The organism is Weizmannia sp. FSL W8-0676, from assembly GCF_038593015.1.
Classification (GTDB): Bacteria; Bacillota; Bacilli; order Bacillales; family Bacillaceae_C; genus Weizmannia; species Weizmannia coagulans.
In genome coordinates this window covers 3184463-3211192 of the sequence record NZ_CP151954.1, presented here as the reverse complement: position 1 = coordinate 3211192, position 26730 = coordinate 3184463, and the positions used below count along the sequence as shown (strand labels likewise).

At 47.0% G+C, this 26730-nt stretch carries 24 protein-coding genes and 1 pseudogene; 16 read left to right on the top strand and 9 right to left on the bottom strand.

Features of this window, described 5'->3' with window-relative positions:
- The first annotated feature begins 181 nt into the window (after nt 1–181).
- The 4 genes from NST20_RS15760 (at nt 182) to NST20_RS15745 (ending at nt 4753) form a co-directional block, all read left to right on the top strand.
- Nucleotides 182–1984: a carbon starvation protein A gene (locus NST20_RS15760; protein ID WP_342399802.1), complete on the top strand. Its 1803-nt coding sequence runs from the start codon at nt 182–184 to the stop codon at nt 1982–1984.
- A gap of 307 nt (nt 1985–2291) precedes the next feature.
- Nucleotides 2292–3365: a branched-chain amino acid aminotransferase gene (locus tag NST20_RS15755; RefSeq protein ID WP_013860817.1), complete on the top strand. Its 1074-nt coding sequence runs from the start codon at nt 2292–2294 to the stop codon at nt 3363–3365.
- A 133-nt stretch (nt 3366–3498) separates the two neighbouring features.
- Nucleotides 3499–4248, top strand: a complete 750-nt coding sequence (locus NST20_RS15750; protein WP_258922172.1) for a threonine/serine exporter family protein — start codon at nt 3499–3501, stop codon at nt 4246–4248.
- A 58-nt stretch (nt 4249–4306) separates the two neighbouring features.
- Nucleotides 4307–4753 carry a threonine/serine exporter family protein gene (locus NST20_RS15745; RefSeq protein WP_342399801.1) on the top strand — a complete coding sequence of 149 codons (447 nt, stop codon included), beginning with the start codon at nt 4307–4309 and terminating at the stop codon, nt 4751–4753.
- Nucleotides 4754–5309: 556 nt separating this feature from the next.
- Here the strand turns inward: NST20_RS15745 and NST20_RS15740 are convergent.
- On the bottom strand, nt 5310–6323 hold the full coding sequence (locus tag NST20_RS15740) for a DUF1646 family protein (RefSeq protein WP_041819559.1): 1014 nt from the start codon (nt 6321–6323) through the stop codon (nt 5310–5312).
- Between the two features lie 190 nt (nt 6324–6513).
- Between NST20_RS15740 and asnB the strand changes: the two genes are divergently transcribed.
- A complete protein-coding gene (gene asnB / locus NST20_RS15735; protein WP_237348705.1) occupies nt 6514–8361 on the top strand; it encodes an asparagine synthase (glutamine-hydrolyzing) in 1848 nt (615 codons plus the stop codon).
- Between the two features lie 177 nt (nt 8362–8538).
- Here asnB and NST20_RS15730 read toward each other — a convergent pair whose 3' ends face one another.
- Nucleotides 8539–9474 carry a LysR family transcriptional regulator gene (locus NST20_RS15730; RefSeq protein WP_237348704.1) on the bottom strand — a complete coding sequence of 312 codons (936 nt, stop codon included), beginning with the start codon at nt 9472–9474 and terminating at the stop codon, nt 8539–8541.
- A gap of 102 nt (nt 9475–9576) precedes the next feature.
- Here NST20_RS15730 and NST20_RS15725 point away from each other — a divergent pair, with 102 nt between their 5' ends.
- From NST20_RS15725 to ybaK, 4 genes are all read left to right on the top strand, one after another.
- Nucleotides 9577–9954: a CidA/LrgA family holin-like protein gene (locus NST20_RS15725; RefSeq protein ID WP_019720397.1), complete on the top strand. Its 378-nt coding sequence runs from the start codon at nt 9577–9579 to the stop codon at nt 9952–9954.
- Nucleotides 9944–10627, top strand: a complete 684-nt coding sequence (locus NST20_RS15720) for an LrgB family protein (RefSeq protein WP_328193134.1) — start codon at nt 9944–9946, stop codon at nt 10625–10627. The genes NST20_RS15725 and NST20_RS15720 overlap by 11 nt, the downstream gene beginning before the upstream one ends.
- 68 nt (nt 10628–10695) lie before the next feature.
- A complete protein-coding gene (locus tag NST20_RS15715; RefSeq protein ID WP_013860809.1) occupies nt 10696–10842 on the top strand; it encodes a hypothetical protein in 147 nt (48 codons plus the stop codon).
- A 106-nt stretch (nt 10843–10948) separates the two neighbouring features.
- On the top strand, nt 10949–11437 hold the full coding sequence (gene ybaK / locus NST20_RS15710; RefSeq protein WP_133536477.1) for a Cys-tRNA(Pro) deacylase: 489 nt from the start codon (nt 10949–10951) through the stop codon (nt 11435–11437).
- A 13-nt stretch (nt 11438–11450) separates the two neighbouring features.
- On the opposite strand, the gene NST20_RS15705 is transcribed toward ybaK, so the two are convergent.
- Nucleotides 11451–11888 carry a DUF2231 domain-containing protein gene (locus NST20_RS15705; protein WP_013860807.1) on the bottom strand — a complete coding sequence of 146 codons (438 nt, stop codon included), beginning with the start codon at nt 11886–11888 and terminating at the stop codon, nt 11451–11453.
- Nucleotides 11889–12035: 147 nt separating this feature from the next.
- Between NST20_RS15705 and NST20_RS15700 the strand changes: the two genes are divergently transcribed.
- Genes NST20_RS15700 through NST20_RS15690 form a run of 3 tightly spaced genes read left to right on the top strand, consistent with a single transcriptional unit; the run spans nt 12036 to nt 14134 of the window.
- Nucleotides 12036–12713, top strand: coding sequence for a response regulator transcription factor (locus NST20_RS15700; protein WP_013860806.1), 678 nt, complete (start codon nt 12036–12038; stop codon nt 12711–12713).
- Nucleotides 12697–13965, top strand: coding sequence for a HAMP domain-containing sensor histidine kinase (locus NST20_RS15695; RefSeq protein ID WP_014096693.1), 1269 nt, complete (start codon nt 12697–12699; stop codon nt 13963–13965). The genes NST20_RS15700 and NST20_RS15695 overlap by 17 nt, the downstream gene beginning before the upstream one ends.
- Nucleotides 13958–14134 (top strand): SE1832 family protein, encoded by a 177-nt coding sequence (locus NST20_RS15690; RefSeq protein WP_013860804.1) that lies wholly within the window; start codon nt 13958–13960, stop codon nt 14132–14134. The genes NST20_RS15695 and NST20_RS15690 overlap by 8 nt, the downstream gene beginning before the upstream one ends.
- Nucleotides 14135–14298: 164 nt before the next feature.
- Here the strand turns inward: NST20_RS15690 and NST20_RS15685 are convergent, their stop codons facing one another.
- Nucleotides 14299–15165, bottom strand: coding sequence for an alpha/beta hydrolase (locus NST20_RS15685; RefSeq protein ID WP_342399800.1), 867 nt, complete (start codon nt 15163–15165; stop codon nt 14299–14301).
- 254 nt (nt 15166–15419) lie between these two features.
- Here NST20_RS15685 and NST20_RS15680 point away from each other — a divergent pair, with 254 nt between their 5' ends.
- The 4 genes from NST20_RS15680 (at nt 15420) to NST20_RS15665 (ending at nt 20811) form a co-directional block, all read left to right on the top strand.
- Entirely contained in the window at nt 15420–16268 is an 849-nt protein-coding gene (locus NST20_RS15680) for a MurR/RpiR family transcriptional regulator (RefSeq protein WP_328013836.1), read from the top strand.
- Between the two features lie 124 nt (nt 16269–16392).
- Nucleotides 16393–17664, top strand: a complete 1272-nt coding sequence (locus NST20_RS15675) for an alkaline phosphatase (protein WP_342399799.1) — start codon at nt 16393–16395, stop codon at nt 17662–17664.
- A gap of 101 nt (nt 17665–17765) precedes the next feature.
- Nucleotides 17766–19952 (top strand): DNA helicase RecQ, encoded by a 2187-nt coding sequence (gene recQ, locus NST20_RS15670; RefSeq protein ID WP_342399798.1) that lies wholly within the window; start codon nt 17766–17768, stop codon nt 19950–19952.
- The gene (locus NST20_RS15665; RefSeq protein ID WP_029142597.1) at nt 19945–20811 is read left to right on the top strand and encodes a Cof-type HAD-IIB family hydrolase; all 867 of its coding nucleotides are present in this window, start codon (nt 19945–19947) and stop codon (nt 20809–20811) included. The genes recQ and NST20_RS15665 overlap by 8 nt, the downstream gene beginning before the upstream one ends.
- Nucleotides 20812–20928: 117 nt before the next feature.
- Here NST20_RS15665 and bshB2 read toward each other — a convergent pair whose 3' ends face one another.
- The 5 genes and pseudogenes from bshB2 to NST20_RS15640 all read right to left on the bottom strand — a co-directional run bounded on the left by bshB2 (nt 20929) and on the right by NST20_RS15640 (nt 26533).
- Complete coding sequence (gene bshB2, locus NST20_RS15660; RefSeq protein WP_019720390.1) at nt 20929–21612, bottom strand: bacillithiol biosynthesis deacetylase BshB2; 684 nt, start codon at nt 21610–21612, stop codon at nt 20929–20931.
- Nucleotides 21613–21625: 13 nt separating this feature from the next.
- Nucleotides 21626–21973: a YojF family protein gene (locus tag NST20_RS15655; protein ID WP_017550997.1), complete on the bottom strand. Its 348-nt coding sequence runs from the start codon at nt 21971–21973 to the stop codon at nt 21626–21628.
- Nucleotides 21974–22092: 119 nt separating this feature from the next.
- On the bottom strand, nt 22093–22911 hold the full coding sequence (gene pdxK / locus NST20_RS15650) for a pyridoxine/pyridoxal/pyridoxamine kinase (protein WP_342399797.1): 819 nt from the start codon (nt 22909–22911) through the stop codon (nt 22093–22095).
- Nucleotides 22912–23162: 251 nt separating this feature from the next.
- A pseudogene (locus NST20_RS15645) lies at nt 23163–24683 on the bottom strand (IS5-like element ISBco3 family transposase).
- A gap of 1184 nt (nt 24684–25867) precedes the next feature.
- On the bottom strand, nt 25868–26533 hold the full coding sequence (locus NST20_RS15640) for an ABC transporter ATP-binding protein (protein ID WP_013860792.1): 666 nt from the start codon (nt 26531–26533) through the stop codon (nt 25868–25870).
- Nucleotides 26534–26730 lie beyond the last annotated feature (197 nt).

Here is a 26730-nt window from a genome sequence, read left to right as displayed (position 1 = left end):
TTGACTTTCAAATCTTATCAGAATATATTTACCTATAAGGCAGGCGAGCCAAGTGGAATATTATTCTGGATTCGCCCTCTTATCCTTGGATATTTGCATTTTGCCGGAAAACCGCTTTTACAGCGTGCATAACTTATAAAATATAAGCGTTGAGAATGACAAAAAAGGAGGCTTTCACCAAATGAATGCGATTACAATTGTAATCGGCTCCATCTGTATCTTAATGATTGCTTATCGTTTATATGGTACGTTTATGGCCGTAAAGGTGTTAAAGCTGAACAATGATACGCCGACGCCGGCACATGAGTTTAACGACGGTAAAGATTATGTGCCGACCAATAAATGGGTGACGTTCGGGCACCATTTTGCGGCGATTGCGGCTGCAGGCCCGCTTGTCGGACCCATTTTGGCAGCGCAGTTCGGCTATTTGCCAGGCCTCTTATGGCTCTTGATCGGCGCTGTTATCGGCGGGGCCGTACACGATGCTGTTGTGCTCTTTGCCTCCATGCGCCGGAAAGGGAAATCGCTTTCTGAAGTGGCAAAAGAGGAAATGGGGTCGGTTGCCGGGTTCTGTACAGGCCTTGCCATGCTGTTTATTATTGTGATTACGATGGCCGGCCTTTCCATGGTTGTCGTAAATGCCCTGCAAAATAACCCGTGGGGCACCTTTTCCGTGGGGATCACGATCCCGGTTGCAATGGGCGTTGGCTTGTTTTACAAAAAAACCGGCAATTTGAAGCTGACCACAACGATCGGTTTCCTCCTGATCGTAGCGGGCGTTTTTGCCGGTCCGTGGATCCGCCATACGGTAATTGGCGAATGGCTTACGTTTGATCCGAAAACATTGGCCATTATTCTTCCGGCTTATGCATTTTTTGCCGCGGCCCTGCCGGTATGGCTGCTGTTGGCGCCGCGTGATTATTTGAGCAGCTTTATGAAAATCGGCGTATTTATTGCCCTCATTATTGGTATATTTATCATTAATCCGCCGATTCATATGCCGGCGCTGTCGCAATTTATCCACGGCGGCGGCCCGACGATGACAGGACCGGTCTGGCCGTTTATTTCGATCACGATTGCCTGCGGTGCGATTTCCGGTTTCCATGCCTTTATCGGCTCCGGCACAACGCCGAAAATGCTCGATAAATGGACGGATATCAAGCCGGTTGCATTTGGCGCCATGCTTGTCGAATCGCTTGTCGGCGTGATGGCGCTTGTCGCTGCGACCGCCCTGCAGCCCGCCGATTACTTTGCCATCAACTCCACGCCGGAAGTCTTTAAGACGCTCGGCATGCATGTTGTCAATCTTCCGCATTTAAGCAGTGAAATCGGGATGGACCTGGCCGGCAGAACCGGGGGTGCGGTAACGCTTGCAGTCGGCATGACGTATATTTTTACAAAAATCCACTGGTTTAGCAATCTTGCACCCTATTTCTATCAATTTGTCATTTTGTTTGAAGCCGTGTTTATCCTGACGGCGATCGATTCGGGGACACGGGTCGCGCGCTACCTGCTGCAAGACTTTTTAGGGGAATTGTATAAACCGCTCAAAAAGACCGACTGGCTGCCGGGATCCATTCTCACAAGCGCCGCGGCCTGCTTCATGTGGGGCTATTTGCTTTACTCCGGCGATATCGGTTCAGTCTGGGCGCTGTTCGGCGTATCGAACCAGCTGATGGCCTCGATCGGGCTGATTGTCGGGGCAACCGTCATTTTGAAAATTGCCGATAAAAAACGGTATATGTTCACTTGCCTGATTCCGCTTGCGTATTTGTATGTTACGGTGAACTATGCCGGCTATTGGATGGTGAAAAATGTTTACCTGAACCATGCCGCGCCGGGCTACAATGTACTGAACGGCATTTTGTCAATCATTATGCTCATTCTCGGGCTCGTCATTATGATCTCCGCTTTCAAGAACTGGTACAGCCTGCTGAGAACGCCTGCCCTGCCGGATTTGGAGGCATCGGCAAGGAAGGCTTGATGCAAAACTTGCCGAATCCGCTTTAAAGGAAAAACTTTGCATGCACCAGCTGGTTTAATGCACAGGCATTCTTGGGGGGGATATCAGATAAAAGCGGCGGGACACGATTTACCGTGGCCCCGCCGCTTTTATCATGTATGCAGCCTGTTTTACAGGGGGAGTCTAAAGTTGTATCTGCTATTGGTTCGGAAAGCGCTTCACTCAAAAAATTTTAAAAATTTCATAAAGCCTCTGGTCTTTTCTCCGTAAAGTTGTTATAATAGATCGAAAATAATAATTTCACGTATTAGAAAGGGATGCTATCGGTTTGAATCAGGTTATCGAATTAGTGAAAGCAGATGTGAAAAAAGAAAAACCGGCTGTTGAATCATTGGGTTTTGGCAAACATTTCACGGACTATATGTTTGTCATGGACTATAATGACGAAGAAGGCTGGCACCAACCACGAATAACACCGTACGCACCGCTTGTATTGGATCCGGCAGCAATGGTATTCCATTACAGCCAGTCTGTATTCGAAGGATTAAAAGCCTATCGCGCAAAGGACGGCAGGGTTCTGTTGTTCAGGCCTGAAAAAAATGTTGCCCGGATGAATGTGTCTTGCGCGAGGTTAAGCATCCCGCAAATAGACGAGACCATTGTGCTTGATGCCATTAAGCAGCTTGTTGAGCTTGAAAAGGACTGGATTCCGGACGGGGAAGGGACATCGCTTTACATCCGCCCGTTCATTATTGCAACGGAGCCCAGCCTTGGCGTACACCCGGCACACGAATATAAATTCATGATTATCCTTTCTCCTGTTGGTTCGTATTACGGCGACCAGCTGAAACCTGTCCGCATTTATGTGGAAGACGAATATGTCCGGGCTGTCCCGGGCGGCGTCGGCTTTACAAAAACAGGCGGCAATTATGCAGCAAGTTTGAAAGCACAGGAAAAAGCAGAGGAGTCGGGCTACGACCAGGTGCTCTGGCTGGACGGTGTGGAAAGAAAATATATTGAAGAAGTCGGCAGCATGAACATCTTCTTTAAAATCAACGGAGAAGTCGTCACTCCGAAACTGAACGGCAGCATTCTCGGCGGTGTCACAAGAGACTCCGTTATCGCGCTGCTGAAGTACTGGAATGTCCCTGTAAAGGAAACGAAAATTTCCATTGATGAAATTTATGACGCTTATAAAAAAGGGCATCTGGAAGAAGTGTTCGGCACAGGAACGGCAGCTGTGATTTCCCCTGTTGGCGAACTCGGCTGGAAGGATATTGCGATGAAGCTTCCAAATGCTGAAACGCCGGATTCGGTTGCAAACCGGCTTTATGATGCTTTAACCGGCATCCAGCTCGGAAAAACGGAAGATCCGCTCAATTGGACCGTCGAAATTAAATAATTTTGACATTGAAGACGGCGCGTTTAGCCAGTTTTTCAATAAAAAGCCGGCCCTGAAAAATGGAGCCGGCTATTTTAATGGCCGGCAAACTGTGGTTAAATAATTGCAGGTGAATCGATAGGGAGAAATGAGCATGTATCAGAATGAAGCCCAGCAGGTCATGAGGGTTTGCTTATTAGCCGGAAAAATCATGCTGATGAGCGGCGCGGAAACGTACCGTGTGGAAGATACGATGTCGAGAATTGCTGCAGCTGCCGGGATCAGTGGGTCGCACAGCTTTGTCACCCCGACAGCCATTATTTTTTCACTGGACGGGGCGGAACTGACAAAGTTGATCCGCATCTCCGAACGTTCAACGGATTTGAGAAAAGTCGACCAGGTCAACAGCATCTCGCGGCAAATCAGCAACCGGGGCATCACCCTCGAGGAAGCGTATGGACAGTTGAAAAAAATTGAAACGGAAGAGGAAGCTTACCCTCTCTGGCTGCAATTTGTGGCTGCGGCGATTTCAAGTGGCTGTTTTGTCATCATTTTTTTAGGCGGCTGGATTGATTTTCTGCCTGCGTGTATTGCAGGCGGCCTTGGCTTTCTCAGCACGCATTCCATCCACCGATTCGTAAAGGTGCGTTTCTTTGCTGAATTTGTCGCTTCGCTTGTGATCGGGATTACAGCTTACATCCTTGTCCATGCAGGCATCGGCCGGGAACTGGACAAAATCATTATCGGCTCTGTCATGCCGCTTGTTCCGGGGCTGGCGATTACCAACGCATTGCGCGACCTGATGGCGGGGCATCTTTTTTCCGGCGTCACAAAGGGCGCAGAAGCATTTTTGACCTCATTTGCCATCGGTGCCGGGATCGCGATTATACTCACAATTTTTTAAAGATGCCTGCGCTTTTACACATCTCCATGATTACAGTTTTTCAAAAGGGTGACGGAAGTTGTTCCAGCAGCTATTAACCAGCTTTTTGGCTTCGGCGGGATTTGGCATTCTTTTCAATGCACCGAGAAAATTGTTGATCCAGTGCGGGATTACCGGCATGATCGGCTGGGGCATTTATTTTCTATTTTACTTGTATGAGCAGAACGTCGTGTATGGCACGTTTATTGCTGCTTTTTTCGTCGGGGTGATCAGCCAGGTGTTTGCCCGTTTTTATAAGACGCCGATCTTGATTTTTACGGTCGGCGGGATTATCCCGCTTGTGCCAGGCGGCCTTGCGTATGACGCCATGCGGCACTTCGTCCAAAACGATTATAACGGCGCCGTATCGCTTGCCGCAAAAGTGCTGCTTCTCTCTGTTGCAATTGCGATCGGGCTGGTGGCTTCGGAAGTCGCGAACCAGTTGATCAAAAAACTGCCGGATAAACGGCCGAGAATGTCCAAATAGCATTGTTGCCGGGCTTGCTGACAGGCGGCCCGGCATTTTGATTCCGGCACATTTTGGACATTGGCACGGCCGACACGCGTCTCTGTCATTCATTCATAACCAAATGATTTTGAGAGCAGCCGGACTGGCAGACGGAAAAAATTTGGCGCAGGAACTGATGTACAACATTATGGAAGTTAAGAAAAATAAAGCCGCCTGCGTTTATGGCAGACAGTAGGATGAAACCGAATTGTGATCGTCTTCACTCTTTATCCCCCCTGTGTAAATATCTTGTTATATAAAGTGAATGGGATAATACAATTATAAACCAAAAAACGAACGTATGTTTATTTTTTTAATAAATAAGATAATTTTGACCAAAGGTATAAAGATGGGACTATGGGGAGGATAGTTTTTGCCGGGTACTGTGTTCTAATAGGTTTATAAGAATGGTGCCCCAGTCTGCCTTTCGTGGCAGGGATAAAGGGGATCGCCCGCCGCACAATCTGTCTTCCATAACGGAAAAAGAAAAAGCGGCAGCCATCCCTATCCTTTTGTAAACCTGTCTTCAACCCTCTTATACAAACAAAATCACGACAAAATAAACGGCCATGGCGGCGAGACCGATTGGGAGGCCGAACCGGGCCCATTCCCGACTTGTGATCCGGAGTTTTCCGGCGGAGATTATATTCGGGATATTGCCGGGTACAAGCATGCCTCCGCTGATCAGCAGTCCGAGCAAAATGGCCTGTACCGTTTTGTCCGCCATTTTCGGGCTGATTTCTGCTGCTGCCAGTGTCGCATTGTCCAGCACGGCTGAAATCATATTGATCCAGTACAAAATAAACGGGCTCAAATCGAGCAGGAAGCGGTTAATGAGCGGTTCAAACCCAGCGCCGAGCAAGGTCAGCCCCATCACAAACAAGTAAATTTTCACTGTCCGTCCCGCAATCTCCACATAAGACTCTCGTGTATGCGCCGTTTTCAGCCCGATCGCCGACTGTTCGGGTTTGATCACAACGGCAGCCAGAATGCCGAAAATCACAACAGCGGAAATGACTTCCGGCCCGATCAGGCGAAGCAAATAGAAAAAGTCCTCCCCCAGTTTGCTGATCGCAAGGGTGGAGAGCGGTTCGCCGATCGGCGTCAGTGCGGCGCCGAGCCCGATGGAAAAGCAGGAGTAGACGACGAGCTGTGTTTCCGATTTCCGGTCAAGCCGCAGCACGCTGACAATCACGACTAAAATTAAAGCGGCAATAATGGCCGTGATGACACTCGAAAGCAACCCGAGAAGGATTACAGTCAAGGCAGCCAGAAGCGGAAACGGTATCCCCCGGTTAATGGCGGAAATCACTTTTTCAAGCGGCCGCTCCAGCCAGCGGAACAACAGGCCGGCTACAAATACGGCAATGGTGATGTTAACCGGGTCTTCCAAAGCCTTCTTCAACAGGGGTTTGTCCAGGACACCGCCGGCAATGGCCGCGGCCCACCCCATTATAAACAAAAATATTTCCAAATTGCGCTCGACTAACGGCACAAAAAAAGGCAATAACAAGACGAGCGCCAGTATGATGATCAAAGCGGAAATCATCGGCTCAACCCTTTCTGTCCAAAAACTTATTATCATTTTATCACAAAACGCTTTTTTACTTCGTTTTACAGAACCATGCACATTTTGGGGCATGCACCTATATACTAATACAGCCGGTAAGAAAAATGGCACGGCAAAGCGGCTTTTATGGGCCGCAGGAAGTAGAGAAATTCAGGAAGGGTGAGCCGGAATGTGCGGAATAACCGGATGGGTCGATTTTCAAAAAGACTTGCGGAGTGAACTGGAAACGGTCAAAAAAATGACAGAGACGTTGACCAAACGGGGACCGGATGATACGAATTACTGGCTTTCGCCGCATGCGGCATTCGGCCATAAACGGCTCGTCGTTGTTGACCCTTTATGCGGCGTGCAGCCGATGACGCGACAAAAGGACGGAAAGATGTATACAATTTGCTATAACGGCGAATTGTACAATACGGAAGATTTGCGCGCGGAGCTTTTGAAAAAAGGCTATACTTATCAAGGCCACTCGGATACGGAAGTGCTTTTAACCGCTTATATCGAGTGGGGAGAGGCATGTGTGGACCGCCTAAACGGCATTTTTGCGTTTGCGGTCTGGGACGGGAATAAGGAACAGGTATTTGCGGCACGCGACCGCCTCGGGGTAAAGCCGTTTTTTTACAAAGCACACGGAAGCGGGCTTTTGTTCGGCTCGGAAGTAAAAGCGATGCTCGCCCACCCGGACGTGAAAGCGGAAGTGGATGAGGCAGGGCTTGCCGAAATATGGGGGCTCGGGCCGTCGAGGACACCTGGGACGGGAATATTTCGCGGCATGGCGGAACTGCGCCCGGCACATGCGCTGAAGATGGATCGTAACGGATTAAAAGTATGGCGGTACTGGAACGTGAAAAGCGCGCCGCATACGGAGACAGCAGAAGAAACGGCAGAAACGGTCCGTTCGCTCATTCAGGATGCGGTTGTCCGCCAGCTTGTCTCGGATGTCCCGGTTTGCACGTTTTTATCCGGCGGCGTCGATTCAAGCGCCATTACCGCCATTGCCGCAGGCCATTTTCAAAGGGAAGGAAAAGGGCAGCTGCATACTTTTTCCATTGATTACGAAGGGAACGACCGATACTTCAAAGCGAATGATTTTCAGCCGGATGCTGACGGGGTATTTATCCGCAAGATGTCAGAAGCATTTGATACAGTCCACCATCATTGCGTGATCACGCAGGAAGAACTGGCCGAATCTTTAAAAGCGGCTGTTCTCGCCCGGGATGTGCCGGGAATGGCGGATGTTGACTCATCGCTGCTCTGGTTTTGCCGCGAGATCAAAAAGGATTTTACCGTCAGCCTTTCAGGTGAGTGTGCAGACGAGATTTTTGGCGGGTATCCGTGGTTCCGGCGCGAAGATGATTTGAACCGTGAAGGCTTCCCATGGATGCGGTCCCTCGATGAACGGATCGGCCTGTTAAAAGAAGGCTGGCAGGAAAAATTGCAGTTAAAAGATTACGTGATGTCGAAATATGAAGCGTCTGTTGCAGAAACGCCGCTTTTAGACGGCGAAACCGATTTGGAAAAAAAGCGCCGCCAGCTGTTTTACATCAATATGCTTTGGTTTATGGCAACACTCCTTGACCGGAAAGACCGGATGAGCATGGGGGCGAGCCTCGAGGTGCGCGTACCGTTTGCCGATCACAGGATTGTGGAGTACGTCTGGAATATCCCGTGGGAGATGAAGATGTACGGCGGCAGGGAAAAGGGCATTTTGCGGAAAGCGCTGGAGGGCATTTTGCCGGAAGAGATTTTATACCGGAAAAAAAGCCCGTATCCGAAAACGCACCATCCGGCTTACACGGCAGCGGTGAAGCGGTGGCTTAGTGAAGTTTTGGAACAGAAAGATTCCATTTTGTATGAATTTCTGCATCGCGATCAATTAATGGAGCTGATGGAGACAGATGGGAAAGCATTCCGGACACCGTGGTTCGGACAGCTGATGACGGGCCCGCAGCTGCTTGCCTACCTCGCCCAGATCCATTACTGGTTTGAAACATACAGGATTGACATCAAAGCTTAGCCGGCTGCTTCAAGCCGGTTTTTTTGGATTTCAGGGAGCTTCACAAGTGCTTTAAAACGTGAAATAGTCCAACCGGATCATCAGGAGAAGTCCCGGTTCAGGCAAATTTCGCAGGTGCCTCAAACCCCGCCCCTGCTGATCCGATTTTCCCTGTTGCTGAACCCGTGCGCCTGTTTTTTACTTTCTTTTTTTCGTTGCTTCTTCCGGTTGCGGCACGGCAGGCGGGATCCCGCGGCCGAATAAATTCTTTGTAAACCGGATCCACTCTTTTACCGCAAAAGAAAGGTATTGGTGTTTCGGCCAGATGATTGCCAGATTCCACGGGAGGACAGGTTCTTCCAGATGAATGATTTTGACGCGTTCCGGGTTAAACGCATGGCATATCGTACTCGGCAGCAGGGCAATGCCGAGATTGGACGCCACCAATTCGCAGATAAGGTCCCACTGCGTGCTTTCGTAAACAATATTCGGCATAAACCCGAGCTTCAGGCATTCCTTTATAATCTGGTCGTGAAGGGCAAAATCTCTGTGGAAAAAAATGAATTCCTCCTCTTTCAGCTGTGTCAGCCGGACGCTTGTGCAGCCTGCAAGCGGATGGGACGGGTGCACAAGCAGCACAAGCCGGTCATGGACAAACGAAAAATGCCCGAACACCTCATCATCAACCGGCATCACGACGGCGCCGAGATCCAATGTCCCATTTTCGACATCATGGACTACTTTTCTTGTGACATCCTCCACGAGCTGGATTTTAATATCCGGGTAGGCATGATGAAATTCATCAATAACCCGGGGAAAATAGCGCGACCCGATCATTGGCGGCAGCCCGATCCGGATCGTGCCTTTTTTCAGGCCGGCCACATCATTGATCGCATCTGTCAGCTGCCGGAAAGCTTTCAGCGTTTTTTGCGCCTGCTGAAAAACGGCCTGCCCGGCATCGGTTAAGACGATTTTTTTCCCGGCGCGGTTAAACAAGGGGACGCCGAGTTCTGCTTCAAAGCTTTTAATCATTTTGCTGATTGTCGGCTGCGATACATAACATTCCCGGGCGGCTTTCGTGAAGCTGCCGTGGGTGGCAACGGAAACAAAGTACTGGAGATGCTGGATATCCAACTGGAACCCTCCTTGTATAGATAAAAGGCATTTTTACCATTCTATATATTCATTTTACCTATTATCGCAGGCGCGGTAAACTAGTTATAGAAGGTGAAAATATTGAAAAAAATCCTGATCGGAATGTTACAGATTGCCGGTTTGTATCTGTTCGCTGAAGCCATGGGCGCGGTCGCAAAACTGTTGCGCATCCCGCTGCCGGGCAGCATGCTGGCAATGATTGTCCTCTTTCTTCTGCTGCAATTCGGCATTGTAAAAATGGGCTGGATTGAAATCGGGGCCAATTTCCTGATGGCGGAGCTGCTGTTGTTTTTTATTCCGTCAGCAGTCGGCATGGTAAAGTATAGAAACCTGCTTGTCCATAACGGCCCGGAAATCCTGGTTGTGATCCTGATCAGCCTGATTGCCGCGATGGCTTGTTCGGGATGGCTTGCGGACAAAATTGCAAATCGAAGGAGCGTGAAGATGCGTGATCGTTAAAATTGTGTGCCTGCTGTTAACGGTTGGAAGTTACTGGATTTTCAAAAAACTGCACAGGAAATATAAAAAAATCTTTGTTTCCCCGCTCTTGGTCACGCCGGTATTATTAGGCGCCTTTTTACTCGGGGAAGATATACCGTACCGGGACTATCAGAAAGGCACCTCTGTTTTAACGGATTTGCTGCAGCCGGCCATTGTTGCTTTTGCTGTGCCGCTTTACCGCCATTTTAAAATCGTCCGCCAATATGCGGTTGAAATTTTAATCGGCATCGGGGCGGGATGGCTGATGGCAGTATTCCTTTCCTCGGCCATCGCCACGCTTTTCCATTTCAGCAAAAGCCTGGAGCACAGTATCATCCCGTTTACGATCACAACCCCGATTGCAATGGGCGTATCTGAAAAAATCGGCGGCGTGCCGTCTATAACGGCTGTCTTTGTGATCTTGAACGCGATTATCGGTTCTGTGATGGCGCCGTGGCTGATCAAGCATCTGCGCATTAAAAACGAAATTGCCCACGGCATCTTGCTTGGAACGCATGCGAACGGGATCGGCACTTCTAAAGCGTTCGAACTCAGCGCCCGGTCAGGCGCCATTTCCAGCGTCAGCATGATTATCGTTGCGGCCATTTCCATTTTTGTTACGCCGTGGATGGTATCCCATATCATTCATTAATCTGAAAGCCGCATATTCTTCCTTTTTCAATGCAAAATATAGCTGTAAAAAAGGAAAGGAGCGTGCAAATGGGCAGGCAAAAATACGGAAACCAGAATGCTGAGCGGAATAAAAATGCCAAGCTTGGAAATGAGGTTGCAGAAGAACTCGTGGAATTCTCCACGGGGAGAAAAGATGAAATCGACCAGAAAAAGAAAAAAGGTGTGCGTAAATAAAGGAAGCTGGCCTCGCCCCGTGCAGGCCGGCTTTTTTGTTTTGATGGAAAATCCGCCCCGAAACCGGTACAATGATAGTAACAGGCCTCTGGAGGAAGTGGTGAATTTGGCAAAAATAGCAAAAACAAATGCGATGCGGCTGCTTGATGCGCAGCAAATCCCGTACGGCATGCTGTCGTATGAGGTAAAGGACGGGAAAATCGACGGCATCTCCGTTGCGGCAAAAATCGGCAAACCGCCGGAAGCCGTTTATAAAACCTTGGTCACGCAGGGGCACAGCGGTGAACTTTATGTGTTTGTCATCCCGGTTGCGGCAGAACTCGACCTGAAAAAAGCCGCAAAAGCAGCGGGCGAGAAAAAGATCGAAATGATCCATGTGAAAGATATCCAAAAATATACCGGCTATATCCGCGGTGGCTGTTCCCCGATCGGCATGAAAAAGCACTATGTGACATTTGTCGATGAGAGCGCAGCAACGCTTGATGAAATCGTTGTAAGCGCAGGAAAAATTGGGACACAGATCACCCTTTCCCCGCAAGGATTGCTGGAAGCTGCCCATGCAAGATATGCCGCTTTAACGCAGGAAACGCGATAAAGCGGCATATCCTTTATTTTGCCGGTGCAGATGTTTCGCCCGGCATGTTATAGACCATTTTCCCGCCGTAATGGCCGGTCAAAGCCAGCGTGGTTGTGCCAGCAATGCACAGGACAAGCACAAGCGGCATGATCCATTTATACGGTTTGAAACGGGCGAGCAGTTTGAAAAACAGGACGGCGCCGAAAATCGCCATGGTAATCAGGGCGTAATGTTCATGTGTTTCGACCATCGAATGTACCGCCTGCCCCCATTTTTCCCTTGCATCCGGAATCGCGGAGTCGCCTGTCATATAACTGGCGATTCCCATCACAAAACCGCTGCCGAATAAATACAGCGCCATCTTATTGAAAAATTCTTTTTTCCACAGTGCAACAAACTGAAAGATAACCCCGAATATCAGCAGGGCAATCGGAAAATGCACCAGTAACGGGTGTATCGGTGTTCCCATTTTGATAATCCCCTTCTTCTTTAATTTACAGGCCCAGTATACAAGCCGTATCTGAAATGAAACTGAAAAAACAAAATTAACTTAGAATCTTTTCTACCCGCATGGTATGATAAAAATAAGAAATCCTTTCGGACGAGGGGATGAAATATGAAAATTTTACTGGCGGAAGACGATAGGCGTTTCGGCAAATTGCTCCATCATATGCTGGAAAAAGAAAAACATCAGGTCGCATGGGAACAGGACGGTGAACGCGCTTATGACGAAGCGGTGTTCGGGTCTTATGACATGCTGGTGCTGGACTGGATGATGCCCGGCCTGGAAGGGATTGAGATCTGCCGGAAACTGAGGAGACAGGGTTTCCAGGGGGGCATTATCATGGTGACGGCACGGGATGCAGTTGATGATGTGGTTGCCGGGCTTCGGGCAGGCGCAGATGATTATATTGTCAAACCATTTGCCTTTGATGAACTGGTGGCGAGGATTGATGCGCTCGGCCGCAGGAAGTTGAAAACATATCAGGAAACCATCACATGCGCTTATCTGGCATTGCATCTTGAATCCAAGCAGGCGGAAGCAAATGGCAAAATGATCCCGTTAACAAGACAGGAATACCAGCTTTGTGAATATTTCATGCGCAATAAAAACCTTGTTTTGCCGCGCGAAAAAATCATCGAGCATATTTGGGGGCTGGACGAAGATATTTCCGATAACGCGCTCGATGCCCTGGTAAAACGCGTACGTAAGAAAATTGACAGAGAAGGGGAAAGGTCCTTGATTGAAACTGTGCGGGGGCTCGGATACAGAATGAATGATGGCCATGTTTAAACCGATCCGGAAAAACTTAACCATTGTTTACATATTGACCTTTTTTCTGTTTCTTATCTTTATTCTTGCCGTCATGTATGTAACCGTCCAAAAAGTGGCGGAAAGGGAACAAGCAAGAGAAATCCGCCAGTATATGAAACAGGAGGCGGCCATCAGCAAAAGCGGGATCGCACGTTTAAAAGGAAAACCTGCCGAAAAGGTGAAGGAAGCGGACCATCCGTATTTCTACTATATTTTTAAGCCGGACGGCACCCTGCTCAAGGGAGAGGAACTGATTCCCGGCTTCCACACAAAGATGAAAAAATTTGTTACGGAGAAAAGCTCCCCATCTGGCATGTATGAAACGGAATATAAAGAACGGCATGCAATGTACCATGCCGGGATGAGAACCGTCCCGGGCATAGGCCGTGTGTACACGGTGATTGGAATTGAAACAACAGGCGCGCATCTTGTTTTGAAAAAACTGCTTTTGCTGTTTCTATTCCTGGCTGCTGTATTTACGGGGGTGCTTGCGCTGCTCAGTTATTTTCTGGCCGGAAAAGCAATTGTGCCCATCCAGCAGGCTTTTGACAAGCAGCGGAAATTTGTGTCGGATGCATCGCATGAACTGCGGACGCCGGTCAGCGTTTTTTACAGTTCGGCTGAGCTGCTGGAACGGGAAGAGGGGGAGAATTTGAGCGCGTTCGGCAGGGGAATTGTCGCCGATTTAAAAACGGAAGCCAAATTAATGGCAGCCATGCTCGATGATTTGCTTTTCCTCGCAAGGAGCGACCAGAACGTGCAGCCGTACCGTTTCGAAGAAGTAGGGCTTTATGATTTATGCACTTCCATCGCCCGCCGGTTCCAGTCCGGGCTGCCGGAAGAGATTCTGCTTGTGAACAACCTGCAGGACTGCCCGGTTGTCTGGGGGGATCCGACAAGGCTGCAGGAACTGGTTTATATTTTTCTTGAAAATGCGCGCCAATACACGGAAAAAGGGTTCATCAAACTGTCGTTGTACAAAAGAGGCAGCTTTGCCGCGATTGAAATCGCGGACAGCGGAATCGGCATTGACGCCCATGACCTTCCCCGTATTTTTGAACGGTTTTACAGAGGAGATAAAGCAAGGGTGCGTGACGGAACCGGTCTCGGCTTGTCGATTGCGGAGACCATAGCGAAAAAACATGGCGGCAGGATTGAGGTGGAAAGCAAGCCGGGAGAAGGCACCATTTTTACCATTTTCATTCCTTTAAAGGAGGTGCATCATGGATAAACTGGAAGTGGAATACCAAATTGCCGATTTGAAAGCGGATTATGTCCGCCTGCAGCAGGATTTGGAAAAACTTGAGTATGTAAAAGGGAATCTCCACCCGCTCGAAAAACAGCTCGCGGAGATTGAACAGGCATTAAAGAAACTGTACCAGCAACTGGACCGCTTTTAATCCTTTGCTTGCAAAGAAGGGGCGGTTGCTGCTTTTTCACCGGATCACCCCAACTTTAATAAGATTGCAAGAGCCGGTTCCGGCAGAAAAGGAAAAACGGTTTCCCCGGGTTTAAGCAAAAAAAGCGGCAAATGCTGCTTTTATGCAGGTATCGCCGCTTTTTTCTATTTTTTTGCATCCCAAAGAAAGTCCGTGACAATCCGGTCCACGCGCTTATTCTCATGAAGGCTGCTGTGTTGCGCATTTTTTCCGTAAACAATTTTGGACGTATACTGCTTTTTCGGCACGATGAACCTGCCGCCAAGCGCGCTGTCCAGGGAAACAAGGGAATCCCCCAATGCCGGTTTTTCCACAACGCCTGCAATGGCAAGCACCTGAATATGCGGGTTGAACCGGCTTTTGTTGGCATACAAAGCTTTGAGCGCAACGGAACCCGGAAGCAGGTCGCGCGCCGCATCGCCGGTATTATTCGGATTTTGCTTAAAAACACGAGTCAGCACGCCTTCATAAGGGCTGCCAATCGTGACAAGCTTTTGAATGTCCGGATATTGCCGCCTGCCGGAAGTGTCTTCAATATATTTTGTGCAAATCAAACCGCCCATCGAATGCCCGACGAGATTGGCTTCTTTCACATCGTATTTCGTATAAAGAATGTGCATGGTTTTTTCAAGCCAGCCGGTCGTTTGCCGGAAACTTGCACGGTTATCGGAAAAAATGACCTGGATCATCGGATGCCGGGCCCGGTTGGAAATTTCCCCATTGACCACAATCATCCCGTCTTTTGTAACGCGAATCACCATTGCTTTTTCAGCGGTTCCGCTTTTTTCCAGCCGACCGAGCATCCCATTAAACGATCGGGCCGTTCCTTTATAGCCGTGTACGAACACAGTCGGAACGGGTTTTTGTGCCGGCGGGGCCGCAGCGGCATTGCTTTTGTCCGTACGATAGGAAAACCATACAGTTGAAAGGCTGAGCATAAGAAACAAACAAATCATGGCCAGAATCGCATTCCGACGCTGGATATATGGCATGCTAACACCCCTTGATGGAAGTCATGGTGTAACTTTCCTGCGAAATGATGTTTATTTTATCATACAAAGTAGCGAAAGGGAATAGGGAGAAAGCGGTTGTAACAGAATTTTTCCGATGCCATTGACGGAGAAAAAGTTTCATTCTATGATGTTGGAAAGCGCTGTTTTCTTTACTGGTGAATAGGCAGGCGTAAAGGAGGGAAAACTCCTGTTGTCTCGTGTATACGATGATGGTTATAAATGGAGGAAAAGTTGTGGATTCAATACTTGAACGAATTCAAAAGGAAATGCATCACTTTACGGGCACTGAAAAGAAAATTGGCACATATATTTTGGAGCATCCTGAGATGGTTCCGACGATGACCACAAAAGATTTATCAGAAAAAACCGGCGTAAGTGAGTCAAGCGTTGTCCGGTTTTGCAAAACAATCGGCATGGCAAGTTTTAAAACGTTTAAGCTGGAGCTTGTGAAAAATTTAACTTTAACCGAAAGTCATATGACAGACTTTTCAATTTTGCAACAAAAAGATTCTCCTTATGATTTATTCCAAAAAGTTACGTATGGGAATAAGAAGGCGATAGAATCGTGTGTTTCTTCCCTTGACAGGAGAGAACTGGAAAAAGCCGCCAACGTGCTTGAAAATGCTAGAAAAGTGGTGTTTTTTGGTGTCGGCGGGTCGGTAACTGCCGCTGTCGATGCATGCTATAAATTTACAAGGCTGGGGTGCCAGTCCATTTTTTCCCAAGATTATCATTATCTAATCTCCCTAATCCCTTACATGAATAAGATGGATGTGTTTGTGGCGCTCAGCGTTTCCGGGCGGACGAAGGATGTGCTCGAACTCGCTGATTTTGCGAAAAGGAAAGGGGCAAAAGTGATTGCCATCACGAATATGGAGAAATCTCCATTGTATAAACAAGCGGATATCAGGCTTTGTACGCCGATATCCGAGGAAGATTTCCGGATCGGAACAACATCTTCGCGAATGGCGCAGCTGAATATCATTGATGCGCTTTATTTAAGTGTTTTTCAGCGCAAAGGGGAAGACATTTTGAAGTATTACAATGAAACGAGAAACGAATACCTTAGGTTGAGAAGATAACCGGCATTTTGTAAAGGCCCGTACACAGGATTTATATCTTTCTTTTACAAATTCAACATACTTCCTTCAAAATCCTTTTTTACAATGGAGGTGTAAGCACAAAACGAAAAGGGGAGGAAGAACATTGGGTAAAAAGAACCGTATAATGAAAGCGGCAATTGCCTTGTCTGCAGTGGCGACATTGGGGGTATACGGCATTACAGATGCAAAAGCTTACAAGCCTTCGAAGCACACCGGTCATGTAGCTTCCGCGAAGGCGAAGAATGTGATTCTGTTTGTCGGGGATGGTATGGGGGCTGCGCAGCGGGATGCGATCCGCCTTGCTTCAACCGGCCTGAGCGGGGACCTTGAGATGAACAAAATGCCGTATGCGGGGGTCGTACATACAAGCTCCACCTCCGTGGTGACCGATTCGGCTGCAGCTGCGACCGCTATGGCATCAGGCGTCAAAACGTATAACGGGGCAATCGGTGTTGATGCCAACAAAGTAAGCAAAAAGACCGTTCTTGAAGAAGCAAAGCAAGCCGGCAAAGCAACAGGATTGGTCACAACAAGCCAAATCACAGATGCAACGCCTGCCGCTTTCGGTGCCCATGTCAAAAACCGTTCCGAACAGAGCAAAATTGCAAAGCAATACTTGGAAAACAGCAAAGTGGACGTGCTGCTCGGCGGCGGGGAAGATTACTGGTACCCGAAAGGCTCACAGGGCGCTTATGAAGACCATCCGGCAAAAGATCCTTCCGAAGCAAGCAAAGGCACGGAAGGAAATCTTGTCAGCAAAGCGAAACGGCTCGGTTACCAGTATGTGACAAATGCTTCCGGGTTGAAAAAGGCAGGCGGGAATAAGCTTTTAGGCCTTTTTGCCAATGAAGAAATGTTTGAACAGCGAGAGGAGGGCCATGGCGACCAGTATGACCCGGTTGTTTCACTTCCGGAAATGACAAAAAAAGCAATCAGCACGCTGTCAAAAAATAAAAACGGCTTTTTCCTGATGGTTGAAGAAGAAGCCATCGATGAAATGGCCCATGAAAATAACGCCTCCCAGCTGATCAAGGCGGGCCGGCAACTGGATCATAAGGTAAAAGTGGCAAAGGATTATGCGAAAAAGCACCCGGATACACTTGTGCTCGTCCTGGCCGACCATGACTGCGGCGGCATGACGGTTGAAAATGTCGATAACAGCGACGAATCCGGGGACGGCATTTCAAAAGAAGACGGACCGTTCCAGGTGGCGGGTTCCAGCGCGCAATTTGTTGTGGACTGGACAACTTCCCACCATACGGCAGTCGATATCCCGCTCACGGCGATAGGCAGCGGCGCATCGTTGTTTGAAGGCACTTATGAAAACACATATATCCATGATGCTTTGCTGAGAGCGATGGGGCTGAAAAAATAATATATACCGGCCGGACAACTGCCGGGGTGGTTTTCTCCGTATACCACCCCGGCAAAATCTGTTATAATAGAGGCAAATTTTGCGGAAAGGATGGGAGCCTTGTGGCAGCAATGGAAAAAGCCAAACAGGTTTTAAAGCAATATTATGGCTATGATCATTTCCGCCGCGGGCAGGAAGCCATTATCAGCCGGATCATGGATGGCAAGGATACACTGGGCATGATGCCGACCGGCGGGGGGAAGTCGGTTTGCTACCAGGTGCCGGCCATGCTTTTATCAGGGGTCACGCTTGTCATTTCGCCGCTGATTTCCCTGATGAAAGACCAGGTGGATACACTTTCAGGCATGGGTATACCGGCAACATATGTGAACAGCTCCCTGGATCCGACAGAAATCAATGAGCGGCTTGCGGCTGCATCAAAGGGCGCATACAAATTAATTTATCTCGCACCGGAACGGCTCGAATTTCCTCCTTTTTTGCATCTTCTCGAAAACATCAATGTCTCCCTTATCGCTGTCGATGAAGCGCATTGCATCTCACAATGGGGCCACGACTTCCGCCCAAGCTACCGTTTAATCGAAAAACTAATTTCACAATTCAAGCCAAAACCGGTGACGCTTGCTTTAACCGCTACAGCGACGCCGCAGGTAAAGAAAGACATTTGCCAGCTGCTCATGATTCCGGAAGAAAACACAGTGGCTACAGGTTTTGCCCGTGAGAACCTGCATTTCCAAGTGGTGAAAGGCCAGGACCGCGATGCCTTTGTGCTGGACTACATCCTGAAAAATAAAAACCAGTCCGGGATCATTTACACGGCAACGAGAAAAGAGGCCGAACGCATTTATCATTTTCTTGTTAAAAATGGCATTCGTGCGGGAAAATATCATGCAGGGATGAAAGAAGCGGAGCGCGGCAGCTTTCAGGACCGGTTTTTATACGATGATGTTTCCGTGATGGTCGCCACCTCCGCTTTCGGGATGGGGATCGACAAAAGCAATGTGCGGTTTGTCATCCATTATCATATGCCGAAAAATATGGAGGCGTATTACCAGGAAGCAGGACGGGCCGGGCGCGATGGGGAAGAAAGCGACTGTATTTTGTTGTTTGCTCCCCAGGATATCCATACGCAAACTTTTTTAATTGAGCAGTCAGCCAACGAAGACAGAAAACTGGGCGAGTATGCCAAGTTGCGAAAAATGATTGACTACTGCCATACGGAAGGCTGTTTTCAGCAGTTCATTTTGCATTATTTCGGCGAAAAAGAGGCACAGCCGTGCGGCAAATGCGGCAACTGCTTGGATACCCGCGCAAAAACAGACGTGACAAAAGAAGCGCAAATGGTTTTTTCCTGTGTCAAAAGGATGCAGGAACGGTTCGGCAAAACCATGATTGCAAAAGTGCTGGCCGGATCAAACGACCAGAAAATCAGGCAATTCGGTTTTGACAAGCTGTCCACTTTTGGCATTATGAAAGACAAAAAGCAAAAAGAAGTGGCTGAACTGATTGATTTTCTGACAGCTGACGGTTTTTTGCGTGCCAAAGACGGTACATACCCGGTGCTTATGCTGACAAAAAAGGCAGTGGAAGTCCTGCTTTCAAAAAAACAGGTTTTCCGGAAAGAAAGTGTCAGGGCGCAGCAAATTGCAACCGATAACCTTTTATTTGAAAAACTGCGCACACTTCGCAAAGAGATTGCTGACCGTGAAAAAATACCGCCTTATATTGTCTTTTCCGACCAGTCGCTGAGGGAAATGAGTGCCAGGATGCCGGTAACCAGGGAGGCTTTCCTGCAGGTGAAAGGGGTTGGGGAAAGAAAGGCGGAACAGTACGCCGAGCTGTTTATGCACGTGATCCGGACATACATGGAAGAAGAAGGGATACAAGCGCAAGCGCAGCCGAAAGCATTGCCGCATACAAAAAAAGCGCGTGAAGACGGGAAAGAAAAAAGCCATCATGTGACATACCGCCTGTTACAAGAAGGCAAAACGATCCGTGAAATTGCGGAAATCCGCGGCATGTCGGAAAGAACGATTGAAACGCATGTGATCAAATGTTCAGACGAGGGATTTCCGGTAGAATGGAGCCGCTTTATTCCCGAAAGGTACCGGGAGCGAATCGCCGATGCCGCAAGCCGGGCAGGTACCGGGCGGCTTACGCCGATAAAGGAATTGCTGCCGGATGAGGTCAGTTATTTTATGATCCGGGCTTTCTTACAGGAAAGGAAGCATCATCCGGACCAAGGAAAAACAGTATCATATATTTCTGGAGGGGATTGGCATCATGATTGAATGTATCGCGTCTGATATGGATGGAACTTTGCTCAACTCAAGGCAGGAAGTCAGCCCGGCAAATGCCGAAGCGATTAAATTGGCACAGAAAAAAGGGATTCACTTTGTCGTGACAACTGGCCGGTCTTATGAAGAAGCGCGGCTTGTGCTCGATCCTGTCGGCATTGACTGTACGGTCATCGGGCTGAACGGGGCCGAAGTGCGGGATGAAAAGGGAAAATTACTCAAAACAAGCGGGCTGGATCCCCTGACAGCTTCCCGGGTTGCTGATGTTTTCGACCAACTCGGCATTTATTATGAATTTTTTACAAATAAAGGCACTTATACGGAAGATTACGAGGAAAACATGGATATGCTGGTCGATTTGTTCCATTCCGCAAACCCTGAAGTGCCGGTGGAAGAAGTGCGAAATTATATTGAGCAGCGCGGCATCCGGAGATACGTCCATAATATTGGAGATACAAAGGATATTTTTCACGATCCGTCCATTTTGTTTTACAAAATACTGGCCTTTAATGAAGAAGAACAAAGGCTGCGGAAAATCGGCAAGGATCTTGAAAAAGACTTTCCAGATATTAAAGTGACTTCATCAGGATTCCGCAATATTGAAATCAACCATGTGTCGGCGCAAAAAGGGATTGCGCTCAAGGAATACACGGAAAAACACGGGCTCTCGATGGAAAAAACGATGGCCATCGGGGACAACTTAAATGATATTTCCATGCTCGAAAGGGTGGGCTACCCGTTTGCGATGGGAAATGCCGAAAATGAAGTATTGGAAATTTGCCGCTACCGGACGAAAAGAAATGATGAAGACGGCGTGGCAAAAGCGATTTACAGAATGCTTGAAATGTGTTAGAACACAATTGCCCCCCGTTTATATTGGTAAACCGGGGGGCAATTATATTGCAATGACGGCGTCAGAGCCCCTTGCACCACTCAGCCCATGGCGCCTTTACGGGCTCGCTTTTTACCATTACCGGACCCGGTCGTTTTCCCAGTCATACGTCCAGAAGTATTCATAATGGAGCCATTCCAGGGTTTCCGGGTCCTTTTGCTTCAGTTTTTCTTCCCGTTCCGCCATCATCCAGCCGGTCTGGGAAAGGTGGGCTTTCATGGCGCCGATTTTTTGCTCGGCTGCGCCGCTCACATCATTGCGGACATCCGGCTTTCCGATCTCCGCTTCATGGTTTTTGGAAAAAGCAACGCAGTGGAGTTTCGGGCGTTTGTCTTCAGGAATCCGGCGGAGCGCGCGGACAACGGCTCTTCCGGTTGCTTCATGGTCAGGGTGGACAGAGTAGCCCGGGTAAAAGGTAATGACAAGTGACGGGTTCAGCTCGTGGACGAGGTCGAGTACCATTTTGGCCATCTTCTCATCATCTTCAAATTCTACCGTTTTATCGCGCAACCCCATCATGCGCAAATCCTGGATCCCCATGATTTCGGCCGCTTTTTGCAGTTCTCTTTTCCGGATATGCGGCAGCGATTCTCTTGTGGCAAAAGGGGGATAGCCGAGATTTCGCGCCATTTCCCCGAGCGTAAGGCAGGCATAAGTGACCGGCGTGCCGTTTTTCACATGGGTTGCGATCGTGCCGGATACACCGAAAGCCTCGTCATCGGGATGCGGGAAAATCACCAGAACATGGCGCTCTTTTTCCATTTTTCTCATCTCCTCACTCAAATGGTGTTGTACTCAATTCGAGGGCAACGGCCAGCTTCCCGTCAAAACCGTGGCCGGCAAAAAGCAAGCGGTCGAATTCATCTTTTTCAAAGTGGGTCAGGCCTTCTGCATAAATCCAGCCAATTTTCATTTTCAGGCCGATCCGGTACGGGCCGTCCCCAACAATTTTTCCGTGTTCATAGGATACTTGCGCATTGCGGATATAGGCGCCTGCAGAGAAAAATGACTCATTGACATGGGAGGCATAGGCGCCATTGGTTGTTTCCAAATGGATATACACCGGTTTTCCGGCAAGTTCGTCCAGCCATTTTTGGGCTGTTTGTTTTTGTATCGGTTCCATTTTTTTCCTCCTTTTGGCCGTCCGCTCCTGTTTCTTTCCATTATACCAACCGGCGGCGCTTTAAGGAAAAATTAAAAACCGGGTCCCCGGCGGAAAGTTCCGGCAGGACCCGGTTTGGCTTAAGAGTTGGTATGCGAAAAACGGGTATAGGCTCCGTGCATCACAGGGCCGACATATTCGTTCAGCTTAAAGCCGTGTTCAATCGCCATATGGACAAATTCTTTTGCCACTTTCACTGCGCCGGACACTGTGTTGCCCTTTGCCAGTTCGGCCGTGATGGCTGCGGCAAATGTGCAGCCTGCACCGTGGTTATATGTTGTTTTTATTTTTTTCGATTCGAGAATTTCAAAATCTTCCCCATCATAGAACAAGTCGATGGCCTGATCCGTATCCAGCCCCCTGCCACCTTTGATGACAACATTTTTCGCGCCCAGTTCATGGATTTTGACCGCTGCTGCTTTCATATCCTCAACGGTTTTAATCGGGCCGGTTTGTGCCAGCTGCCAGGCTTCAAACAAGTTCGGCGTTGTAATCGTCGCCCGCGGCAGCAAAAGCTCGCGCATTGCATCCGTATTTTCCGGCTGCATTACTTCATCTTCGCCTTTGCATACCATAACCGGGTCAATGACCACTTTGTCGAGATGGTATTCATCTATTTTACGGGCGGCCAGTTCAATAATATCCACTGAACCGAGCATACCGGTTTTCATGGCATCAATTCCGACAGAAAGGATGGTCTCAAGCTGCGGTTCAACAATGTTGACATCAATCGGGAAAACATGATGATGCCATCCGTTTTTAGGATCCATCGCAACGATGGAAGTAATCGCGGACATGCCGTAAACCCCGAGTTCCTGGAATGTTTTCAAGTCCGCCTGAAGTCCCGCGCCGCCGCTCGAATCAGAACCGGCCAGCGTAAAAGTTTTCTTTAAACCCATCACGCACCCATCTCCTTTAAAATAAGCTTTACACTATTTTAGAATATAATACTGCCATAAAAAATACAAATCCCGGGGACGGGCACAAAAGCGGCCGGATGCTTGATGGAACAGGGGATGGACTTGCTGCGCCATTGCCTCCTGATTGTTTGTTAAAAAAGGCTGGCATTCTTATCCAATTCTTAAATTTCGCTTAAGGTCTTATTAAATTCCCTAGCTACTATAGGGCTTGCTGAACGAATCAGATTCGGTCACAAACAATCCAAATTCCGATTATCAAAATATAAAATAGTGTTGTGCAAAAATTTTAAAAAAAGAACCCTGAGCTTCCGCTCCAGATTCAGTATGAGAAATTGAAGGGCTACTACTGTTTCGCTGGTCTCTTGGAGGCGTGCTCGAATAAGGCCTAGCCCATACTTGCGCTTGCCTTCGCCAAATTTGCCTTCAACGGCATTACGTTCAGAGGCATCCTGCCTTGCCACATGTTCTAAGGTTTTGTCTTCCATTTTGGATGGACGTCCTAACCTTGGCCCACTCAGACGAATGCCAAGAGATTTACAGTATGCCAAATTATCACGGTTTCGGTAGATTTTATCTGCTAAAATCGCTTCTGGATAAAATCCGAACCGGTTGTAGTAGTTCTCAATAGATTCTCTAAGGGTGATCCCTTCATTGTAATTTTCCCAGTCGAGTTGCTCAATCAAGGCATAGCCATCTACGACACTGATGGCGACTTTTGAACCGAACTCCACGTTCGCTTTTGCCTTGCCGCGCACAATTGGACGGACATGTGGCTGGGAAATGCTTACAATCCGGTGGTCAACCCGATGTGTTTTCTTTTTGTACATTTCTGCCTGTTGGCGGTAAAGTTCATGAATCACGAGGAGTTGTCGATATTCATCTTTGCTCAAAAGAGACAGGGAGCTTTGGGAAATGAGATTTCCAATGATCTCCAGATTCCGTTTCACATATCCAAGTTGTTTGCCGACAGCTTTCCGGATTTTCCGGGCGCCAGCTTTACGTTGCTTAGCGACAGAAAGATAGTCCCTGCGGGCTCTTTTTCTGTAGGTCCGTGGCTTTCGTAATTTTCCTTTGTGCGGTTCATGCAGTACATCAATGATGTGTTCCAGTTTCTCACGGGCTTCGTTCAAAAGCCCCAGGTCAGTAGGGTAAGCAATATCAGCCGGTGCACAGGTTGCGTCCAGAATGAGCTTTCCTTTGTTCTTCGTTTTAGGAGAAGCCGATCCAGTTGAATTCTCTTCCGAAGCAGGACCGGAAGGTTGATGATCACCACTACTATGATCGTCATCATCATGGTGATCATCATCGTTGTCATTTTCCTTAGATGCTTCTTCCGATTGGCGTTCTTGTTCTTCCAGAACAATCCATTCATTCAGTTCATTGATGATGTTTGCACCCAAACGTTTTCTAAAACGAGTCATCAGAGAATGATCGAATGGGGCTTTTTCCTGGAATTCAGGCAACCCGATAAAATACTGAAGATACGGGTTTTCCGTGATCTGTTCGACTGTTTCTCGGTCAGATAGCCCAAGCCGTTCTTTGATATAGAGAGCCCCAAGAGCAACTCTGACAGAATAAGCCTTTTCGCCTTTGAATTTTTTCTTGAAGGACTTGGCATACTTTTCTTCAGCCTTCCACCAAGGGATTAATTCAGCAAGACGGACCCAGCGATTTTCTTTATTTCATTTTCCACCGAAGGGTAGAAAAAAATCTTCTACAAAAGTTAATTGATGTTCGGTCTTTTTGTACATCGTAACGGCCTCCAAGTGCAAGGTTTTTTACACGTTTCCTATAAAATCCTTACACTTTATATTCGACAAAAGTGGCCAAAATCCTTGTCAAATCTGGAATTTTTGTTTATTCAGCAAGCCCTATTTATAACTATGCTTTTTCTAAATAGTATTCAGTCACTATTTAATGATGATAATAAATCCGGCTTTTTAGACTTTCTAAATACAACAGGTGTATCTTTCAATAGGATAGTATTTGCACGTTATTTAACGGGTGTTTCGTTATGTCTTATCTCAAGCATTTTTTCTTTTTTAGTTAATTTAATTATATATGTCTTTTATAAAAATTTGCCTTTAAAATCTTACTTATTTATAGGGCTTTTAACCCTGTGTATTTCTTTAATGTATATGCTTATTTTAATTCCATTTATATACTTGTTCAATCAAAACGGATTAACTATTGCTGTCATATTGATAATTTTGATTGCTTTTATACTCTCCAAAGTTAATCATTCAGCCTTAAAGATTTCAAATTTTTTCAATCTCCTAACCTAAAATTAGGTTTTTATTTTGTGCTTTGTGTTTTATTAACTGCTGGTATTTCTTATATAGTCTCCGTCATTATATGCAAAAAGCGCTTTTATAACTGAAAAAATGATAAAAATGAGGATTCCATAAATGTTATTATTTGAATTAAAAATTACCCTTAATCGAGGCGCTGGAAAATGAATGATCCCGTATTTTTGGCTTTCCTTCCAGGTTTTCAAATTCAATAAAAATAAAAAGGGCATTTTTCTTCAAAAAGGGCATACGTATCCTTCTTTTACAAAATGGGTGTTTTTTTTCAATGCCCTTTGTGAAAAGAAACAATCTTGTGTGGCGTTTTTAGTTTATGGGAGGAAACTGCTCCTGCTTCACGTCGCGTTCCACAACGATGAATTTGCGCAATTCCGGACCAGCTTCTTCTAAAAGTGCATTCCCATCGTTGTTTTACCTATGTTTAATCTGGCAACTGGCCCAGGAAATTGCTGGTATGAATGCTTATTTTCGTAATTTCTGTTGCAACTTTTTGTCTATAAAATAGGCTGCGATAAAAATCGCCGGTATAAACAATAACTTTGGAATAGATATATTTGAAATCCCCGTTTTTTTAATATAGACAAAAACAAAAATGGCGATTAGTACCAGCGTGAACATGGCGGATTTCATTCTCCCACACCCCCATCCGTGTTATTTAAACTTTTTAACTGCCAATTTTCGCTATTTAATTCATGTGTGAAAGACAGGCTTGCTTCCTTTTCATGTGACACAATAACAAACGTTTTTTGCTTACTTTGTGTGATGATGTCAGATAAAACTTTTCTACTGGAAGTGTCCAAGGAATTAAACGGCTCATCCAATAAGACCAATTCTGAAGGGATCGATAAGTTAATGGATAAAAAGATTTTTTGCCGGGTCCCTAATGACAAATTTTTCACTTGCTCATTCTTATAGGCATCAACATCAAACTTTTTACAGTATTCATATACTTGTTTGCTGAATACAGGGCCGTAATGAAATAACAAATTGTAAAATTGAATATTTTGTTCCATTGTTAATTCTTCATAAAATACAGGAGAGTCTCCAACAAATACTCTACGCTTGCGAATGTCTGCAAAACTTAGCTTTTCACCAAAAAACCGCAACTCATAAGACAGATGAGGATCGTCTATAATATTTGCAATGATTTTCAGCAAAGTAGTCTTTCCTGAACCGTTTTTTCCATATAATCTTACAATACTGTTTTGATCTATCTCGATATTTACGTTATTAAATAACCTGGGTTGATTTTCATAACCATAAGTTAAATGCTTTATTGATATCCTTTCCATATCTATTTCACTTCCGTTTATACATGTGATATGTCCGCTTCAATCCATGCAGCAATTACCAATAAAATGGTTGCGAAAAGAAAAATCGATACTAACTTTATAATTTCAACTTTATATCTTAACTCTTGTTCACTTTTAGAATTCAATTTTAAAATGTTAATGCAACGCAGGCTTTCAAAGCCAATTGTTGCAAAAAG

Bases quoted from the DNA above. Each gene is read 5' to 3' on its own strand.
- NST20_RS15760 (WP_342399802.1), top strand. From the start codon at position 182: ATGAATGCGATTACAATTGTAATCGGCTCCATCTGTATCTTAATGATT.
- NST20_RS15750 (WP_258922172.1), top strand. From the start codon at position 3,499: ATGTATCAGAATGAAGCCCAGCAGGTCATGAGGGTTTGCTTATTAGCC.
- NST20_RS15740 (WP_041819559.1), bottom strand. From the start codon at position 6,323: ATGATTTCCGCTTTGATCATCATACTGGCGCTCGTCTTGTTATTGCCT.
- asnB (WP_237348705.1), top strand. From the start codon at position 6,514: ATGTGCGGAATAACCGGATGGGTCGATTTTCAAAAAGACTTGCGGAGT.
- NST20_RS15715 (WP_013860809.1), top strand. From the start codon at position 10,696: ATGGGCAGGCAAAAATACGGAAACCAGAATGCTGAGCGGAATAAAAAT.
- NST20_RS15705 (WP_013860807.1), bottom strand. From the start codon at position 11,888: ATGGGAACACCGATACACCCGTTACTGGTGCATTTTCCGATTGCCCTG.
- NST20_RS15700 (WP_013860806.1), top strand. From the start codon at position 12,036: ATGAAAATTTTACTGGCGGAAGACGATAGGCGTTTCGGCAAATTGCTC.
- NST20_RS15695 (WP_014096693.1), top strand. From the start codon at position 12,697: ATGATGGCCATGTTTAAACCGATCCGGAAAAACTTAACCATTGTTTAC.
- NST20_RS15690 (WP_013860804.1), top strand. From the start codon at position 13,958: ATGGATAAACTGGAAGTGGAATACCAAATTGCCGATTTGAAAGCGGAT.
- NST20_RS15685 (WP_342399800.1), bottom strand. From the start codon at position 15,165: ATGCCATATATCCAGCGTCGGAATGCGATTCTGGCCATGATTTGTTTG.
- NST20_RS15665 (WP_029142597.1), top strand. From the start codon at position 19,945: ATGATTGAATGTATCGCGTCTGATATGGATGGAACTTTGCTCAACTCA.
- bshB2 (WP_019720390.1), bottom strand. From the start codon at position 21,612: ATGGAAAAAGAGCGCCATGTTCTGGTGATTTTCCCGCATCCCGATGAC.
- NST20_RS15655 (WP_017550997.1), bottom strand. From the start codon at position 21,973: ATGGAACCGATACAAAAACAAACAGCCCAAAAATGGCTGGACGAACTT.
- pdxK (WP_342399797.1), bottom strand. From the start codon at position 22,911: ATGGGTTTAAAGAAAACTTTTACGCTGGCCGGTTCTGATTCGAGCGGC.
- NST20_RS15640 (WP_013860792.1), bottom strand. From the start codon at position 26,533: ATGGAAAGGATATCAATAAAGCATTTAACTTATGGTTATGAAAATCAA.